This is a genomic window from Mycobacterium sp. 050134, from assembly GCF_036409085.1.
Taxonomy (GTDB): Bacteria; Actinomycetota; Actinomycetes; order Mycobacteriales; family Mycobacteriaceae; genus Mycobacterium.
Genome location: NZ_JAZGLV010000006.1, coordinates 149,479 through 169,020, shown reverse-complemented (window position 1 = coordinate 169,020; position 19,542 = coordinate 149,479). Strand labels below are relative to the sequence as shown.

The 19,542-nt window shown below is 70.9% G+C and carries 5 protein-coding genes; 2 read left to right on the top strand and 3 right to left on the bottom strand.

Going from position 1 to position 19,542, the window contains the following annotated elements:
• Positions 1-15 precede the first annotated feature (15 nt).
• A complete protein-coding gene (locus SKC42_RS09255) occupies positions 16-672 on the top strand; it encodes a methyltransferase family protein (RefSeq protein WP_442932067.1) in 657 nt (218 codons plus the stop codon).
• Positions 673-686: 14 nt separating this feature from the next.
• Here SKC42_RS09255 and SKC42_RS09250 read toward each other — a convergent pair whose 3' ends face one another.
• The 3 genes from SKC42_RS09250 to SKC42_RS09240 are packed head-to-tail and all read right to left on the bottom strand — an operon-like array spanning position 687 to position 18,121.
• Positions 687-13,295 carry a non-ribosomal peptide synthetase gene (locus SKC42_RS09250; protein WP_330964002.1) on the bottom strand — a complete coding sequence of 4,203 codons (12,609 nt, stop codon included), beginning with the start codon at positions 13,293-13,295 and terminating at the stop codon, positions 687-689.
• Positions 13,296-13,305: 10 nt separating this feature from the next.
• On the bottom strand, positions 13,306-17,883 hold the full coding sequence (locus tag SKC42_RS09245) for an amino acid adenylation domain-containing protein (protein WP_330964001.1): 4,578 nt from the start codon (positions 17,881-17,883) through the stop codon (positions 13,306-13,308).
• A gap of 13 nt (positions 17,884-17,896) precedes the next feature.
• Positions 17,897-18,121: an MbtH family protein gene (locus SKC42_RS09240; protein ID WP_330964000.1), complete on the bottom strand. Its 225-nt coding sequence runs from the start codon at positions 18,119-18,121 to the stop codon at positions 17,897-17,899.
• Between the two features lie 518 nt (positions 18,122-18,639).
• On the opposite strand from SKC42_RS09240, the gene SKC42_RS09235 reads away from it, so the two are divergent.
• Positions 18,640-19,497: a class I SAM-dependent methyltransferase gene (locus SKC42_RS09235; protein ID WP_330963999.1), complete on the top strand. Its 858-nt coding sequence runs from the start codon at positions 18,640-18,642 to the stop codon at positions 19,495-19,497.
• Positions 19,498-19,542: the final 45 nt, after the last annotated feature.

The window sequence follows — 19,542 nt, the reverse complement described above, 5'->3', positions numbered from 1 at the left end:
AGCGCCATTCCCAAGATGTTGATCTTCGGTCTTGTCGAGCTGCTCGCCTTCGGATTGATCCTGTTTCTTCCGGCCGGGACGTTCAATTACTGGCAAGCGTGGGTGTTCCTAGCAGTGGTAGCCGTTTCGGCATGGATACCCAGCATCTACTTACTGCGCAATAATCCGGCCGCGCTGCAAGCGCGCATGCGCGGCGGACCGGCGGCCGAGAGCCGGTTCGCGCAGAAGGTGGTGATCGCGGGGTTGTACCTGTCACTGGCGGCGATGGTTGTGGTCAGCGTGCTCGACCATCGCTTCCGCTGGGCACCGGTATCGACTTCGGTTTGCCTGATCGGCGACGTCGTTGTCGCCGTCGGCTTGATCGTCGTGGCGGTGGTGATGATCCAGAACAGCTATGCGGCCGCGACCGTCCGCGTGCAGGCGGGCCAGACCGTCGTCTCGACCGGCCTCTACGGCCTGGTGCGGCACCCGATGTACACCGGCAACATGATCATGATGGTCGGCATCCCGCTAGCGCTCGGCTCGTCCTGGGGCCTCGTGTTCGTCGCGCCCGGCCTGGCCGTCCTGGCCTCGCGCATTCGCGACGAGGAGAAGATGCTCCGCGAGGAGCTGACGGGCTACCGGGAGTACTCGAAGAGAGTCCGGTACCGCCTGGTTCCGGCGCTGTGGTAGCGAACCCGCACCGATCAGTGGCCTGAGGTCTCCGGGGGCGGGCCGGCGGCGGGTGGCTGCACCGCCGAGTCGGCAGTTTCGCTGAGCCGCCCGCTGAGGCCCCTGACCGACGGGGCGTCGAATATGGCGGCCAGCCCGAGGTGTCCGTCGAGGGCGCCGTTGATCGCGGCGATCGCCCGCATCGCGGACAGCGAATCCCCGCCCAGGTCGAAGAACGACTCGTCGACGCCGACGGATTCGAGGCCGAGCACCTGGGCATAGATGCCGGCCAGGATTTGCTCGGCAACCGTGACCGGAGGCCGCCGGGTGCCGTCGTCGTGGTGCTCGCGTTCCCGGACCGGCGCCTCCGCCCGCGGGGCCGGTGCCGGCCGGTGGCCGTCATCGTTCGGCGACGCCGTCACCGCCAGCGGCCGTGTCGGGTCGGCGGTCATCGCCGCGAGCGCCCGCTGGAATCGCTGGATCAATGCGTCGACGCCGGTCGCGTCGAAGACGTCCAGCCCGTACTGGACATGGAATTCCAGCTCGGCACCCGGCACCGCCTGGATCGCCAGCGGGTAGTGGTAGGGGTCGCGGTTGACGAGCTCGGTGACGGCCAACCCGTCGACACCCGACAGCGCTTCGGCGTCGGCGGGATAGTTCTCGTACACGAACACGGTGTCGAACAGCCTGCGGTGACCGGTGGCGCGGTGGATGTCCGTGAGCCCCAGGTGCTGATGGTCGAGCGTCTGGTTGTGCGCGGTGTGCAGCTGCTCGATCAGGCCGACGGCCGTGATGGCAGGCGCGACGGTCGCGCGCACCGGCACGGTGTTGATCAGGAGGCCGACCATGGAGTCGGCGCCGGGCAGGTCGGCGGGCCGCCCCGCCACGACCGCGCCGAAGACGACGTCGCGATGGCCGGTCAGCGCCACCAGCAGCTGGGCGAAGCCGGCCTGCAGGACGGTGCTGACCGTGGTGTGGCATGAGCGTGCCAGCTCGCCGAGAGCCCGCGTGGTGTCCTCGGGCACCCGGAACGACACGGCGCCGCGAGCACCCGACCCGGGCCGATCCGGCGGCCCGATTAGGGTGGGCGTGCGGAGACCGGCAAGCACGCCGCGCCAGGCCGCGCGGGCCGCGCCGAGGTCTCGCGTGGCCAGCCAAGCGACGAACCGGCGATAAGGGACGACGGCGGGAAGCCGATGGCCGTAGTAGCCGGCGAACAACTCCTGCAACACGATCGGCAACGACCAGCCGTCGAGCACGATGTGGTGATTCGTGAGCACGAACCGGTGCCGGTCTTCGGCGGTGCGGATCAGTGCCGCCCGCAGGGACGGTTGGTCCGCCAGGTCGCCGATCGCGGCACGTTCTACGGCGCAGATGTCCCGGACCCGCTCGTCGACGTCCGCGCCGTCGGCGCCCAGCTCCAGATACCGCCACGGCACCGTGGGATCGGCGGGGATGACCTGAACTGGCCCGTCCGGCCCGTCGCAGAACCGGGCGGCCAGGTTCTTGTGCCGCGTCACCAGGTTGTGCACGGCCTTGTGCAGGCGGTGCCGGTCGAGCGGGCCGCTCAACGCGATCTCCAGCTGCACCACATAGACGTCGTCGGTATCGGCCCGCGCGGCCGCGTGGAAGAACAGCCCGTGCTGCAGCGGGGTCAACGGGAGCACGTCGGCGAGGCGGTAACTCCGGCCGAGCTCGTCAATCTGATGCTGGGTCAGCCGGGTGGGCTCGATGTCCGACGGGGTCAGGCCGCCCCCACCGGCGCGGACGTGCGCGCAGATCCCGGCGAGGGCGTCGAACCAGAGCCGGCTGAGCCGGTCGATCTGGGCATGGTCCAGGGCCGAGAGCGCCCAGGTCCACCCGGCCTGCAGCTGCGGGCCGGCCTCGGTGTCGACGATGCCAGCATTGAGGTCGACGGTGTGCATCAGCGGCATGGGGATCGCGGCGGCCGCGCCGGTTACCGACGACCACCCGTCCTGGCACGGACGCCACTGGTCGCCGGACGCCTCGCTGCCCGCGCCCAGGCGGCCCAGGTAGTTGAAGCCGATGGCGGGGTCGGGCCCGGGCACGTCGACGACGGGGTTTAGGTAGCGCAGCAGTCCGTACGTCAGCCCGTCGGGCAGGGAACGCAGTTGCTCCTTTGCGTCTTTGACGGCCGCCCCGAGTGCGGCGTCGCCCGCCAGTACCAGTCTCCAGTCGAGGCCGTACACCGTCAGCGACACGGGGTACTTGGTGGTGAACCACCCGACCGTGCGGGAGAGGTCGAGGTCGGAGCCCAGCTCCTCGTGGCGGCCGTGCCCCTCCACGTCGATCGCGATGGGCGCGCCGTCGGCGCCGAGGAACTCCGACCACGCCAAGTCGAACGCGATGAGCAGGATGTCGTGCACGCCGGCGTGGAACGCGGCGGGCACCTCGCCCAGCAACATCCGGGTGATGTCGGTATCGAGCAGGACCGACAGATTTCCGGCGTTGGCGTAGGTGTCCACCACCGGCTGGACCGGCGGCAGCGCCGCCGGCACCCCGGCCACCCGGCGCCACGCCTGCGCCCGCTCCGCGACGTCGGCGCCGACCGCACGCTCGGCGAGCAGTTCGGCCCACCGGGCGAACGACGTCCCGCCCGCCGGCAGGACTATCGCCTCCCCGCGGTGGTGCTGGGCCCAGGCGATGTTGAGGTCTTCGAGCAGGATCCGCCACGAAACGCCGTCGACGGCGAGGTGGTGGACGATCACCACCAGCCGGCTCGCGGGGGCCACCCAGAGCGCGCTCAGCATGACGCCGGCGGCCGGGTCGAGGCGCGACCGCGCCGCGATCACCGCCTCGTCCGACAGCGCCTCGGCCGTAGCAAGGCAATCGCGGGCGTCCACCGACCCGGCCTCCGGCACGCTCAGCGTCCACCCGCCGGCGCCGTCGTCGTCGACCCGAAGGCGCAGCATGGCGTGCCGATCCAGCAGCGCCTGCAGGACCGCGACCACGTCGTCCTCGCTGACCCCGGCCGGTGCCTGCAACAGCACCGTCTGGTTGAACTGGTCCACCGGACCGTCGACGTCGTGCAGCCAGCGCATGATCGGGGTGGCCACCACCGGGCCGACACCGTCGTCGATCCCGTCGACCTCGTCGTCCAGGCCGCCGGAAACCTCAGCGACGCGGGCCAGCCGGGCCACCGTCTGCTCGACGAAGATGTCACGCGGGCGGCAGAGCACGCCGGCCGCCCGCGCCCGCGCGACCACCTGCATCGACAGGATGCTGTCACCGCCCAGCTCGAAGAACGACTCGTCGACGCCCACCCGCTCGAGGCCCAGCACCTGGGCGTAGATCCCGGCGAGGACCTCCTCCACCGCATCCGTCGGGGCGCGGTAATGGTCGAGATCCTGGTACTCGGGCGCGGGCAGGGCGCGGGTGTCGAGCTTGCCGTTGACGGTCAGCGGCACGGCGTCGATGCCCACCACCGCGGCGGGAACCATGTAGTCGGGCAGCCGCTCGGCAAGCCGGGCGCGTGCCGAGGACACGTCCATGGCTCCGGTGACGTAACCCACCAGCCGCTTGTCCCCGGGGCGGTCCTCGCGGGCGATCACCACCGCCTGCTTCACGCCGTCGAGCCCCGCCAGCGCCGCCTGCACCTCGCCCAGCTCGATGCGGTACCCGCGGATCTTGACCTGCTCGTCGGCGCGCCCCACATACCGCAGCTGCCCGTCGGCGCCCCACGAGACCAGGTCGCCGGTCCGATACATCCGGGCGGCGGGCTCCCCGAACGGACATGCCACGAACCGCGTCGCGGTGAGCGCGGATCGGCCCACGTAGCCGTCCGCGACGCCGGCGCCACCCACGTACAGCTCCCCCACCACCCCGACGGGCGCGTGGCGCAGGTACCGGTCGAGCACGAAGAACCCCAGGTGGGCCAGCGGCACTCCGATGGGGCTGGTGGGGCTGCCGACGTCGCCGGCGAGGATCTCCCGGAACGACGCATGCACCGTCGTCTCGGTGATGCCGTACATGTTGATCAGCCTCGGCGACGACGGGTGCCGCTCCAGCCAAGACTGCAGCCGGTGCGGCTCGAGGGCCTCGCCGCCGAACACCACGGCCTCGAGCGCCAACCGGTCCGCCTCGTCGGGCCGATCGGCGTCGGCGGCCTGCAGCGCGTAGAAGGCCGACGGGGTCTGGCTCAGCACGCTCACCCGCTCCTCGACCAGCAGGGCGCGCATGTCCTCCTGCGACCGCACCATCGCGTCGGGCACCACGACCACGCGTCCGCCATACAGCAGCGCGCCCCAGATCTCCCAGACGGAGAAGTCGAACGCCAACGAGTGGCACTGCGACCACACCTGGCCCGCGAGCCCCATGTCATCATCGAGCGTCTGCAGCAACCGCGTCACGTTGCGGTGCGGGATCGCCACGCCCTTCGGGGTGCCAGTGGTCCCGGACGTATAGATGATGTACGCGATGTCGTCCGGGCCCGGCCCCGGCAACCCGTGCGCGCGGCCGTCGGCAACCGGGGCGTCGCCGACGTCCACGATCAGCAGCTCGCGCCCCTGCAGCCGCGGGCGCAAGTCGGCGGTGGTGACCGCGGCGATGGGTGCGGCGTCGTCGAGCACGTATCGCATGCGCGCCGCGGGCACCGCGGGGTCGATCGGCACGTACGCCGCCCCCGTCTTCACCACGGCCAGCATCGCCGCGACGGCCTCGGCCGACCGCGGCAACAGGAGCGCCACCCGCTGCCCCGGGCCCACACCCGCGCCGGCCAACACCCGCGCCAGTTGGTTCGCCGCCTGGTCCAGCTCGCGGTAGGTCATCGATCGGTCCACGCAGGTCACGGCCGCAGCGTCGGGCGTGCGCCCCACCTGCTCGGCGAAGACATCCGCAATCGACCGCGGGGGCGCCGAACTCGTCAGGGCCGCCCGGTTGCCCCAGTCCGCCAGCCGGGCGTGCTCGGCGGCGTCGAGCACGTCGATCGACGACAGCCGCCGGGCCGGGTCCGCGGTCATCGCCGTCAGGACGCGTTCCAAGCGTTCGACAAGGGTCCGGATGGTGTCCGCTTCGAAGACGTCGGTGCGGAACTCCACAATCCCGGCGATACCGGCCGGATCGCCGGCCTCGTCCCAGCGCTCGGCCAGCGAGAACGACAGGTCCACCCGCGCGGTCCGGGTGTTGACCGGCAGCGGCGTCACCCGCAGGTCGCCGAGGGCCAGTTGAGCGGCGTGGGTGTCCTGCCACCCAAAGTTCTGCCAGGCCAGCATCACCTGCACCAGCGGGTGGTGCGTCAGGCTGCGGGTCGGTTGCAGCCGCTCCACCAAGACCTCAAACGGCACGTCCTGGTGTTCGTAGGCGGCCAGGCTGCGCCGGCGCACCTGGGCGAGGATCTCGCCCACCGTCGGATTGCCGGCCAGATCCACCCTCAACACCAGGGTGTTGACGAAGAAGCCCACCACGTCGTCGAGCGCGGGGTCCCGACGCCCGGCGATCGGGAAACCCACCGCCACATCGCTGCTGGCGCTCAGGTCCGACAGCAGGACGGCCAGCGCGGCCTGCAGCACCATGAAACTGGTCGCGTTGTGCTCCCGCGCCACCCGGGCCACCCGCGCCTGCAGCTCGGCCGACCAGCGCACCGGCACCGTCGCACCGGCGTAATCCGCGACCGGCGGATACGGCCGATCGGTGGGCAGCTGCAGGTGCTCGGGCATGCCCGCCAGCGCGTCCGCCCAATAGGCCACCTGCTCGGCGATGCGGCTGTTGTCGTCGCCGAGATCCCCGAGCTGCGCACGCTGCCACAGCGTGTAATCCACGTATTGCACCGCCAGGTCGGCCCACCCCGGTGACCGCCCCGCGCACCGGCTGACGTACGCCATCCCCAGGTCATTCACCAGCGGGGCGATCGACCAGCCGTCGGCGGCGATGTGGTGCACCACGGACACGTAGACGTATTCGTCCTCGGCGACGCGGAAAAGCCGGGCCTGCATGGGGATTTCGTTCGCCAGATCGAACGGGTGGCGCGCCACCGCGTCGATCGCCGCGGTGAGCCGGTCCGCCGGCCAGCCCGTGGCGTCGACGATCTCCCAGCCGAAGTCGGCCCGCTCGGCCGGCACCACCACCTGCCGCGGTACGCCCTCGACCGCCGGGAACAGGGTGCGCAGGCTCTCCTGGCGCTGCACCACATCCGCCAGCGCCGCTCCCAGCGCGTCGCCGTCGAGCCGCCCGCTCAGCCGCAGCCCCACCGGCAGGTTGTAGATCGGTGAGGGTCCCTGCAGCTGGTCGATGAACCACAACCGGCTCTGCGCGTACGACAACGACACCACCCCGGGCCGCTCGCCGGCCACCAAGCGCTGCAGCCGGCTTTCGTCACCTCCTCCGACGCGGGGCGCCAGCTGGGCGACTGTGGGCGCCTCGAACACCGCGCGCACGGAAAGGCCGGCGTCCAGGGCGGTGTTGACGGCGGCGATCAGACGCATCGCCGACAGCGAGTCCCCGCCCAGCTCGAAGAACGAGTCGTCGACACCGACGCGCTCTACGCCCAGCACGTGGGCGTAGATACCGGCCAGGATCTCCTCGGTGGGGGTGGCGGGCGGGCGGTACGAGGCCGCGGCCTGGTACTCCGGCGCCGGCAGCGCGCGTTTGTCAAGCTTGCCGTTGACCGTCAACGGCAGCGCGTCCAACGTCACCACCGCGGCGGGCACCATATACGGCGGCAGCCGCTCGGCCAGCGCGGCGCGCAACTTGGCCGGCTCCGCCGTTCCGGTCGCGTATCCGACCAAGCGCTTGTCCCCGGGGCGGTCCTGACGGGCGATCACCACCGCCTGCTCCACGCCGTCCAACCCGGCCAGCACCGCCTGGACCTCGCCGGGCTCGATGCGATAGCCGCGGATCTTCACCTGCTCGTCCGCCCGCCCCAGGTACTGGAGCTGCCCGTCGGCGCGCCAGCGCACCAGGTCCCCGGTGCGGTACATGCGGGCGCCGGGCGGCCCGAACGGGCAGGCCGTGAACCGGGATGCGGTCAACCCGGCGCGGCCAACGTATCCGACCGCCACGCCGCTGCCCGCGACGTACAGCTCCCCCACCACACCGGCCGGCACGGGACGCAACCACTCGTCGAGGACGAACAGTGCCGCCGTCGACACCGGCGAGCCGATCGGCGCCGTGCCGGCGCCCACCGATTCAGCATCCAGGGGCGCGCTCATGGAGGCGTACACCGTGACTTCGGTCGGGCCGTAGGCGTTGATCACCACGCGGCCGGGCGCCCACTGCTCGACCACCTCCGCGGGACACGCCTCGCCGCCGAGCAACAAGGCCACCGATTCGAGGCCCTGCGGCCGCAGGGCGGTCACGGCGGACGGGGTCTGGGTGAGAACGTTGACCCCCTGCCTGACGAGGAGCGCGTGGAAATCGTCCGGGGAGCCGACGACCGACTCGGGCACCACCACGAGCCGTCCGCCGCCCAGGAGCGCAGCCCAGATCTCCCACACCGAGAAGTCGAACGCGTACGAGTGGCACTGGGTCCACACCTGCGCGGCCGGCAGGTGAGGGGGCGAGGATTCCCCCAAGTGGGCGAGGTTGCGATGGGAGACCGCCACCCCTTTGGGCGTCCCGGTTGTGCCGGAGGTGTAGATCAGGTAGGCGATCGCGTCGGCGTCCGGCCCCGGCAATGCACCGGCCGACTCGGCGTCCACGGCGGGATCGTCGACGTCGATGATCGGCAGCGCGCATCCGTGCAGCCGCGGCCGCAGAGCAGCCGAGGTGACGGCGGCGATCGGCGCGGCGTCGGCCAGCATGAACTCGATCCGGGCCTCCGGCAGGGCGGGGTCGATCGCCAGGTAGGCCGCGCCCGTCTTCAGCGTGGCAAGCATGGCGACGACGGCCTGGGCCGAGCGTTCCAACAACAACGCCACGCACGCACCAGGTCCGACGCCGTGCCGGGATAACAGGCGCGCGAACCGGTTCGCGGCTTGATCGAGTTCCCGGTAGGTCATCGACCCGTCCCCGGAGCTAAGCGCGACCGCGTCCGGGGCGCGGGCGACCTGCGCCGCGAGCAACTCCGGAACCGACATCGCCGCTGTCGCCGGCCGTGTCAACACGGCGCGGTTGCCCACCTCGTCCAGGTGGCCGTGCTCGGTGGCGTCGAGCACGTCGATCGACGACAGCCGCCGGGCCGGGTCGGCGGTCATGGCCACCAGCACCCGCTCCAACCGTTGGACCAGGGCCTGGATGGTGTCCGCGTCGAAGACGTCGGTGCGGAACTCCACCGTGCCGCCGATCCCGGCGGGTTCCCCAGCCGCGTCCCAGCGCTCGGCCAGGGAGAACGACAGGTCTACCCGCGCGGTGCGGGTGTCGAGCGGCAGCGGCGTGATCCGCAGCTTACCGAGGGTTAGGCCGGCGGCGGGATCACTCGGGGCCTGCCAGTTCTGCCAGGCGAGCATCACCTGCACCAGCGGGTGATGGGTGAGGCTTCGGGTGGGGTTGAGCCGCTCCACCAGCATCTCGAAGGGGACGTCCTGGTGTTCGTAGGCGGCCAGGCTGCGCGCCCGCACCTGGGCGAGCAGCTCGGCGGCGCTCGGATCGCCCGCCACGTCGACCCGCAGCACCAGCGTGTTGACGAAGAAACCCACCACGTCGTCGAGCGCGGGGTCGCGCCGCCCGGCGATCGGGAAGCCCACCGCGACATCGCCGCTGGCACTGAGGCGGGCGAGCAGGACCGCCAGCGCGGCCTGCAGCACCATGAAGCTGGTCGCGTTGTGCTCCCGGGCCACCCGGGCCACCCGTCGCTGCAGCTCGGCCGGCCAATCCACCGCGATGGTGGCGCCGCGGTAGTCCGCGACCGGCGGGTAAGGCCGGTCGGTGGGCAGTTGGAGGTGCTCCGGCATCCCGGCCAGCGCGTTCGCCCAGTAGGCGACCTGTTTGGCGATGCGGCTGTCGTTGTCGGTGAGGTCCCCGAGCTGCGCGCGCTGCCAGAGCGTGTAGTCGACGTACTGGACCGCCAGCCCGGGCCAGGCCGGGCGTCGTCCCGCGCACCGGCTGGCGTACGCGACCCCGAGGTCACGCACCAGCGGGGCGATCGACACGCCGTCGGCGGCGATGTGGTGCACCACGGCCACCAGCACGTGTTCGTCCTCGGCGCTGCGGAACAGGGTGGCGCGCATCGGGATCTCGTTGGCCAGGTCGAACGGGCGACTCGCCTCGGCGTCGATCGCCATGGCCAGCCGGTCGTCCGGCCAGGCCGCGGCGTCGACGACCTGCCAGCCGAAGTCGGCCCGTTCGGCGGACACCACGAGCTGCCGCGGCACGCCGTCGCGCGCGGTGAACAGGGTACGCAGGCTCTCCTGGCGCTCCACCACGTCCGCCAGCGCCGCTCCCAGCGCGTCGGCATCCAGCCGGCCACTCAGCCGCAGCGCCACGGCCATGTTGTGGATCGCCGAGGGGCCCTGGAACTGGTCGATGAACCACAACCGGCTCTGGGCGTACGACAGCGGGACCACCTCGGGCCGATCGGTGGGCATCAGGGGCTCCAGCCGTCCCTCGCGGCCCCCGAGGCGGGGCGCCAGCTGCGCGACGGTCGGCGCCTCGAACAGCGTGCGTACGGAGAGGCCGGCGTCGAGGCCGACGTTGACGGCGGCGACCAGCCGCATCGCCGAAAGCGAGTCGCCGCCCAGCTCGAAGAACGAGTCGTCGGCGCCGACGCGCTCGACACCCAGCACGTGGGCGTAGATCCCGGCCAGGATCTCCTCGACCGCGCCCGACGGCGCGCGGTAAGCGTCGCCGTCGCGGTATTCGGGCGCGGGCAACGCGCGAACGTCGAGCTTGCCGTTGACCGTCAGGGGCACCGCGTCGATGACCACCACCGCCGTGGGCACCATGTAGGCCGGCAGCCGGTCGGCGAGTGCGGCGCGCAGCGCGGCCGGCTCGGCGGTCCCGGTGATGTACCCGACGAGGCGTTTGTCGCCCGGACGGTCCTCGCGGGCGACGACCACCGCCTGCTCTACCCCGTCGAGCCCGGCCAGCGCGGCCTGCACCTCGCCCAGCTCGATGCGGTAGCCGCGGATCTTGACCTGTTCGTCGGCGCGCCCCACGTACCGCAGCTGCCCGTCGGCACCCCACCAGACCAGGTCCCCGGTCCGGTACATGCGGGCGCCCGGCGCGCCCGCGCCGGCGAACGCGCACGCCACGAACCGCGACGCGCTCAGTCCGGCCCGCCCCACGTAGCCGGCGGCCACGCCCGCCCCGGCCACATACAGCTCCCCCACCACACCCGCCGGCACGGGCCGCAGCCACCCGTCGAGCACAAAAAAGCTCAGATGGGTCAACGGCACCCCGATGGGGCTGACCGAGCTCTGGAGGTCGGCGTCGCAGATCTCGCGGAACGAGGCGTGCACCGTCGTCTCGGTGATCCCGTACATGTTGATCAGCCGCGGCGCGCCCGGGTGGCTGTCCAGCCAGGGCCGCAGGCGCTGCGGCTCCAACGCCTCGCCACCGAACACCACCGCCTCGAGCTTGAGCTGACGCCCCAACTCGGGCTGCAACGCGTCGGCGGTCTGCAGGGCATCGAACGCCGACGGGGTCTGGCTCAGGACGCTGACCTGCTCGGCCCCGAGCAGCGCGTGCAGATCCTCCGGGGAGCGCACCACCGCCTCGGGGACCACCACCAGCCGGCCGCCGTAGAGCAAGGCGCCAAAGATCTCCCACACCGAGAAGTCGAAGGCCAGCGAGTGGCACTGCGACCACACCTGGCCCGCCAGCTCCAGGTCGGCGTCGAGGGTCTGCAGCAGCCGCGTGACGTTGCGGTGCGGAACGGCCACGCCCTTCGGGGTCCCGGTCGTCCCGGAGGTGTAGATGATGTAGGCGACGTCGTCCGGGTGCGGGGCGGGCAGCGGGACGCCGGCGTGATCGTCGGCACCGGTGTCGCCGACGTCGAGCACAAGCACCAGCAGCTCGCGCCGGTCGAGCCGCTCGCGCAGTTCGGCGGTGGTCAGGGCGGCCACCGGGGCCGCATCCTCGAGCACGAACCGGATCCGCGCCTCCGGGGCCGACGGGTCGATCGGCACATACGCCGCCCCCGTCTTCAGGACGGCCATCATCGCCACGACCGCCTCGGCGCACCGCGGAATCAGCAAGGCCACCCGTTGCCCCGGGCGCACCCCGCGGGCGGCCAGCCGGCACGCCAACCGGTCCGAGGCGTCGTCCAGTTCCCGGTAGGTCACGGACTGGGACGCCCAGCTGAGCGCCACCGCCTCCGGGGTCCGTGCGACTTGCCGGGCGAACGCCGCCGGAATCGACCCCGTGGCGACCGGCCGGGCCAGCGCGACCCCGTTACCCCACCCGGCCAGCCGGGCGTGTTCGCCCTTGTCCAAGGCGTCCACCGCCGACACCCGCCGCCCCGGGTCCGACGTGGTGGCCGCCAGCAGCCGCCGGAAGCGTTCGACCAACGTCTGGATGGCGGCGGCGTCGAACACGTCGGTGTCAAATTCGACACGAAGGCCCAGTTCGGCACCCGGCAGCGCCTGGACCGCAAGGGGGTAGTGGTTGTATTCGCGGTGGGTGAAATCGGTGACGGCGAACCCGTCGGCGGACGCCAGGGCGGCGGCGTCGAGCGGATAGTTTTCGTAGACGAAGAGCGTGTCGAAAAGGCGGTCCTGGCCGACGAGCCGGTGGATCTCCCGCAGCGCCAGGTGCTCGTGCTCGAACGTGCGGTTGTGGGCGTCCTGGAGTTGGTCGATGAGGTCGGTGATGGTGGTTGCCGGGTCGGCGCTCGCGCGCACCGGCACCGTGTTGATGAACAGGCCCACCATCGAGTCCGCACCGGGAATGTCGGCGGGGCGGCCCGACACGGTGGTGCCGAAAGCGACGTCGTGACGGCCGGTCAGCGCCATGAGCAGCTGCGCCCAGGCCGCCTGGAGCACGGTGTTGACGGTGGTGTGGCGCGCGCGGGCTAGTTCGGTCAGCGCCCGCGTGGTCTCCTCGGACACCCGGAACGACGCGGCGGCTCGGCGACCCCGATCCGGCCGGTCCTGCGGACCGACCAACGTCGGCGTATCGAAGCCGGCCAGCACCTCGCGCCAGGCCGAACGGGCCGCGTCGAGGTCGCGTCCGGCCAGCCAGGCGATGAACCGGCGGTAGGGCACCGGCGGGGGCAGCCGCCTCCCGTGATAGCCGGCGAAGATCTCCCCGAGCAGGATCGGCAACGACCAACCGTCGAGCACGATGTGGTGATTGGTCAGCACGAGCGTGTGCCGGTCGTGCCCGGTGCGGATGAGTGCGGCCCGGAACCCCGGCTGGTCGGCGAGGTGGCAGACCGCGGCGCGCTCGGCGGCGCTCACCTGCCGGATCTGCTCGTCGGCGTCCGGGGCGGCGCCACACTCGCCGAGGCCGCAGCGGTCGTCACGTTCGTCGAGATCGTCACGTTCGTCGAGGTCGTCACGTTCGTCGAGGTCGATGTAGCGCCAGGGCAGGACCGGCTCGGCCGGGATGATCTGCACCGGCGGGTCGAACCTCTCCGAGAACCGCGCGGCCAGGTTGGGGTGCCGCGTGACCGCCGCGTGCACGGCATCGCGCAGCCGGTGCCCGTCCAGCCGGCCGCTCAACGTGATCTCGAGCTGCACCGCGTAGACGTCGTCACCGCCCTGCGCGGTGCTGGCATGGAACAGCAGCCCCTGCTGCAGGGGGGTCAACGGCAGAACGTCAGCTATCCGCATACTGCCGCTGAAGCTCGTCGATCTGCTTCTGGCTGAGACCGGCGACGATGTCGGAGGGCGTCAAGCCACCTCCGCCACCGCGCACATGCGCGCAGATGCCGGCCAGCGCGTCGAACCACAACCGGTTGAGCCGGCCGACCTCCGCCTGGTCGAGGGCCGACGGCGCCCACGTCCAGGCGGCTCGCAGCTGGGAGCCGGCCTCGGTCTCGACGGTGCCGGCGTTGAGCTCGACGGTGTGCGCAAGCGGTGTGCGGACGGCGGCGGCGACCTCCGTGATCGACCAGCCGTCCTGGCGGATTTCCCACACGTCTCCGGCCGCCTCGTCGGCCGGCGCGCCCATGCGCCCCAGGTAGTTGAACCCGATCGGCGGGTCGGCGGCGGCGAGGTCGACGTCGGGGTTCGCGTAGCGCAGCAAGCCGTAGGTCAGGCCGTCCGGGAGGGCCCGGAGCTGTTCCTTGGCGTCCTTGACCACCGCCCCAAGCGCCGGACCGCCCGTCGTGACCTGCGACCAGTCCATGCCGCCCACCGCCAGGGCTGCCGGGTACTTGGTGGTGAACCACCCGACCGTGCGCGAGAGGTCCACCTCGCCGCCGCTGGCGGCCAGGTCTTCCTGCCGCCCGTGGGTCTCGACGTCGATGCAGACCGGCGCTCCGCGGGTGCCCGTGAACTCCGCGCACGCCAAGGCGAACGCGATCAGCAGGATGTCGTGGATGCCGGCGTGGAACGCCGCGGGCGCCTCACCGAGCAGCATCCGGGTGGTCTCAGCGTCCAGCGACGCCGACATCTGCCCGGCGGTGGCGTACGTGTCCACCGCGGGGCGCACCGCCGGCAGACTGGCGGGCGTCGCCGCGATCCGCCGCCAGGCATCCGCCTCCGCGACGACCTCGGGGCGGTGCGCGTGCTCGGCAAGCAGCGACGCCCACCTGGCGAACGAGGTCCCGGGCGCGGGCAGCACCACTGGCTGGCCGCCCCGGAGCTGGGCCCAGGCGAGGTTGAGGTCCTCCAGTAGGATTCGCCACGACACCCCGTCGACGGCCAGATGGTGGACGACGATCGCCAACTGCCCGGTGGGGGGAACCCACAGAGCGCTCAGCATCACCCCGGCCGCCGGGTCCAGCCGCGACCGCGCCGCCAGGACCACCTCGTCGGAGAGGACGTCCACCGCCTGCAGGCACAAGTGCGCATCCACCGAGCCCACGCCCGGGACGGTGAACGACCAGTCGCCGGCGTCCTCGTTCACGCGCAGGCGCAGCATGGCGTGCCGGTCCAGCAGCGCCTGCAGCAGGACCACCACGTCGGCCTCGGTCACCCCGACGGGAGCCTGCACCAGGACCGCCTGGTTGAACTGGTCCACCGGCCCGTCGACGCCCTGCAGCCAGCGCATGATGGGCGTGGCCGCCACGGCGCCGACGCCGTTGTCGATCTCGTCTGCCGGGGCGTCGGTGACCTGGGCCACCCGCGCCAGCCGAGCCACAGTCTGCTCGACGAAGATGTCCCGCGGCCGGCACACCAGACCGGCCACCCGGGCCTTGGCCACCACCTGCATCGACAGGATGCTGTCGCCGCCCAGCTCGAAGAACGAGTCGTCGACGCCGACCCGGTCGAGCCCGAGGACCTGCGCGTAGATGTCCGCCAGGATCTCTTCGACCGGGTCGGCCGGGGCGCGGTAGCGGTCGGCAACCTGGTATTCCGGCGCCGGCAGGCACCGTTTGTCCAATTTGCCGTTGACCGTGAGCGGCAGCGCGTCGAGGGCCACGACAGCGGCCGGCACCATGTACTCGGGTAGCCGCCGGGCCAGGGCGGTGCGCGCCGCGGCGGGATCGGCGGTTCCGGTGACATAGCCCACGAGCCGCTTGTCGCCGGGCCGGTCCTCGCGTGCGACCACGACCGCCTCGCGCACCCCGTCCAGCCCGGCCAGCGCGGCCTGCACCTCGCCGAGTTCGATGCGGTAGCCGCGGATCTTGACCTGTTCGTCGGCGCGCCCCACGTACCGCAGTTGCCCGTCGGCGCCCCAGCACACCAGGTCCCCGGTCCGGTACATGCGGGCGCCCGGCGCGCCCGCGCCGGCGAACGGGCACGCCACGAACCGCGTCGCCGTCAGCCCCGGCCGGCCGATGTAGCCGTCGGCCAACCCGGCGCCGGCCACATACAGCTCCCCCACCACACCCGCCGGCACCGGCCGCAGCCACCCGTCGAGCACGAAGAAGCTCAGGTGGGTGAGCGGCACCCCGATGGGGCTGGCGTTGCGGTCGGCGTCGGCGGCGACGATCTCCCGGAACGAGGCGTGCACCGTGGTCTCGGTGATGCCATACATGTTGATCAGGCGCGGCGAACCGGAATGGCGGTCCAGCCATCCGCGCAGCCGTTGCGGTTCCAGCGCCTCGCCACCGAACACCACGGCCTCGAGCCCGAGCCGGTCGCCGAGCTCGGGCTGCGCGGCGTCGGCGGCCTGCAGCACATAGAACGCCGACGGGGTCTGGCTCAACATGGTGACGCGTTCGGCGACCAACAGGGCGAGCATGTCGTCGGCGGAGCGGACCACCGCGTCGGGCACGACCACCACCCGACCCCCGTAGAGCAACGCCCCCCAGATCTCCCAGACCGAGAAGTCGAAGGCCAGCGAATGGCACTGCGACCACACCTGGCCCGTCAGCCGTAGGTCGTCGTCCAAGGTTTGCAGTAACCGGGTCACGTTGCCGTGCGGGACGGCGACGCCCTTCGGGGTGCCCGTCGTTCCGGAGGTGTAGATGATGTAGGCGACGTCGTCGGGGTTAGGGCCCGCGTCGACGGGGGGCGCCGGGGCGATCTCGCCGAGGGCGTCGTGGACGTCGACGATCGCCAGGTCGCATCCATCGAGGCGGGAGCGCAGCTCGCCGGTGGTGAGCGCGACGGCCGGGGCGGCATCGGACAGCACGAAGCGCATCCGGGCCGCCGGCACCGACGGGTCGACGGGCACGTACGCCGCCCCGGTCTTTGCGACGGCCACCATCGCCGCGATCGCCTCGGCGGAGCGCGGCAACAGCAGCGCCACCCGCTGCGCGGGCCCCACGCCCGCGCCGGCCAGCCGATGCGCCAACCGGTCGGCCGCCTCGTCGAGCTCGCGGTAGGTCATCGATCGGCCGGCGCAGCTCACCGCCACCGCCTCCGGGGCGCGCGCCACCTGCGCGCCGAACACCGCCGGCAACGAGGCCGCCGCCCCCGCGGGCCGGGTCAGCACCGCCCCGTTGCCCCAGTCCGCCAGCCGGGCATGCTCGTCGTCGTCCAGCACCCGGATCGAGGAGACCGGCCGGTCCGGCTCGGCGGCCATGGCCGTGAACACCCGGCCCAATCGCCTAGCGAGCTCGGGCACGTCGAAGTTCGCGAACGGCCCCCTGGAGCCCGCCGTGCTGAGGAAGAGCTGGTCCCCGGCGCCGGAGAAGATGAGCCCGAACGCACCCACCTGGCCGGGATTGGTGAACGACGCCGACGCCTGGACGCCCGCGAAGTCCATCGTCATCTTGGACGGCATGAAATTGGCGCTGATCCTGTCGACCGGTTGCCCCGAACCGCCGCGCGATCTGCGTTCCAGCGCGTGCACCGGGAACCGTTGATGCTGCAGCGCCTCCCGGATCCGCGTGTCGACGTATCGGCAGAAGCCGGCCACCGTCGATTCCGGCGAGACGCTCAGCGCGAGCGGCACAATCCCGGAGACCATTCCCGGAATGGTCTTGGACTCCGGGCGCACCCGCCTGCTGACGGGGAAGTCGAGCGCCACGTCCGAACCCTCGCCGCACCGTCCACGGACCAGGAGCGCGCACGCCGCGGTGATCACCGACTGGCGAGGCACGTTCCACTGCCGGGCCAGGTCCTCGATCCGCCGAAGGACGCCCGGGTCGAAGCGAACCGGCGCCGAGGGCGACTGCGGATCCCGTCCTTGCCCGGTCGACGGCGACCACCGGCCGAGCGGCGCCCCCTCCCGGGGGAGATTTTTCGTCCAGTAATCCTGATCGTCCAGGTACTCGGCGGACGCCTCGTACTCCGACTCGCAGCGGACCAGATCCTCCAGCGAACCGAAGAAGGCGGGCGGGACCGGTTCGCCGGAAGCGAGGGCCGCATAGACGGTGGCGATGCGGTTGGCGACGAGCGTGATGCCGAATCCGTCGATGACGATGTGGTGGAAGCAGCCGAAGAGGTAGAACTCGTCGACCCACGTCTGGAACAAGGCGAATCGGAACAGCGGGCCGTCCGGCGACATCGGCGTGTCTTGAATCGCCGATGCGATACGCCGGGCTTCCTGCACGGGATGGCGTGCGTCGCTCAGGTCGTGGAACGCCACGTCGACATGGGGGTAGTTGACCGCGCGCTGCAAGACCTGGCCGTCCGCCTCGTAGATGACCGCCCTGGCCGGCTCGGCCTCCTGTAGGGCCTGCTGGATGGCCCGCTCGAGAAGGTCGAGCCGCACCTCACCGTCGAACCGCACGAGGACGCCCAGTTGCCACTCCGTGCCGGAGTGACCGTTTTCCTGCGCAAGCCAAACGTCCAGCTGCCCACGCGTCAGCGGCAAACCCCGGCCATCGAGTTCCATGCGGTGTCCCTAATCAAGACCCCTGCCCGGCCGCCAATCTCTCGCGCAGACTCTTCGGCCGTATGTCGGTCCAGTTCTGTTCGATGTAGTCCAGGCATGCCTCACGGTCGGCTTCTCCGAACGCCACCCGCCAACCGGCCGGCACGTCGGCGAAGGTTGGCCACAGGCTGTGCTGCTCCTCGGCGTTGACCAGGACAAAGAACCTGCCGTCGGGTTCGTCGAACGGATTGATGCTCACCGCGCCTCCATCTACTAAACATGGGTATAACAAGTTCTAAACCATAGTGGAGGGTCACAGAAGTTGTCTCGCCCAATCTGGATTTTTGTTGGCGGACCATGGCTTCGGAGGCAGCCGGGCCTCGGGACGCATGCCGCACGGCGCCTAAGGCCATTTGTGCGACCGACCAAGATATCGGATCCCGGCGTATCGACACACCCGAGGCGACTCGGCGCCGGAACAGAATGCGACGGTTGCCCGGCGGCCACCTCGCGGCCCGCGCCAGTCGTGTCGACGACGAATACGTTCCCGATTTTACCGGCGATTAGCGACGATCGTCGACCGCTCCGCCGGCCTGATCCGCCGGTGTCGGCGGAGACCGAACCGGCGCTTTCGGATCGCAAACAACGCGTCTATCGTGGAGACGGCAATTTCGGCGAGTCGCTGCCGTACGCGAGACGCAAGCACCAATTTCAGTGGCGACCCGCGCCGGGCGGGCGGATCCCCAGTCGAACCATCCCTGAGTTGAGGCGGCGTGAATGAATCCCAGTGACGACCTTTCGGCGCCTGGATCGAGGGAGAATTCCCAAGTTGCGATGTCCGCCCACCTGGCCGACGACTTGCTGTCCACGACCGCGGACGGCTGGCGCAGCTTTTACAATATGCTCAGCCAGCGCCTGGAAGCCGTTGGGCTGGCTAATGTTTCGTTTTTCCTCAACTACGGCTACGTCCCATTGGGATCCGGCGACGAAGCGGCCTTCAGCATTCGCGGAGGGACGTTCAACGCCAACTCGGTCCGCCTAGTTTACGAGCTCATCGGACCGCTCGACCTCAATGACCGCACGATCGTCGACATCGGGTGCGGCCGGGGCGGCAACACGGCCATTGTCGCGGAGAAGTTCGAGGCCGACGTCATTGGCGTCGATATGTCCTCGGAAGCGATCGCTTTCTGCCGTAAAACGCACACCGGTCATCCGATCGAATTCAAAGTCGGCAATGCCCTGGACATTCCCCTGGACGATGGGTCCTGCGATGCCATCATCAATGTCGAATCCTCGCATTCGTACGGCAACATGCCGAAATTCTTGAGTGAAGTGGGCCGGATTCTGCGCCCCGGCGGATGGTTTTTGCACACGGACTTCTTGAGCCCCGAGGATTGGGATCAAGTAAGGGCGCGTTTGAAGCGGCTGGACTTCGTCACCGAAAGCGACCGCGACATCACCGCCAACGTATTGGCGTCGCGTGATCAAGCCAGTGATACCTGGGCCGAGGTTTATGGCGACGGAAACGCCCGGGTGGCGAACTTTCTGTCGCTGCCCGGTTCTGCCATCTATGAGCAGATGCGGGCGGGCTTGTTGGAGTACCGGATTCTGCGGTCCCGGTTACGCGCGGCGTAGCGTTACCGGGTCACGTCCCGACGGTGACGTCCCGGTAGTCACGTC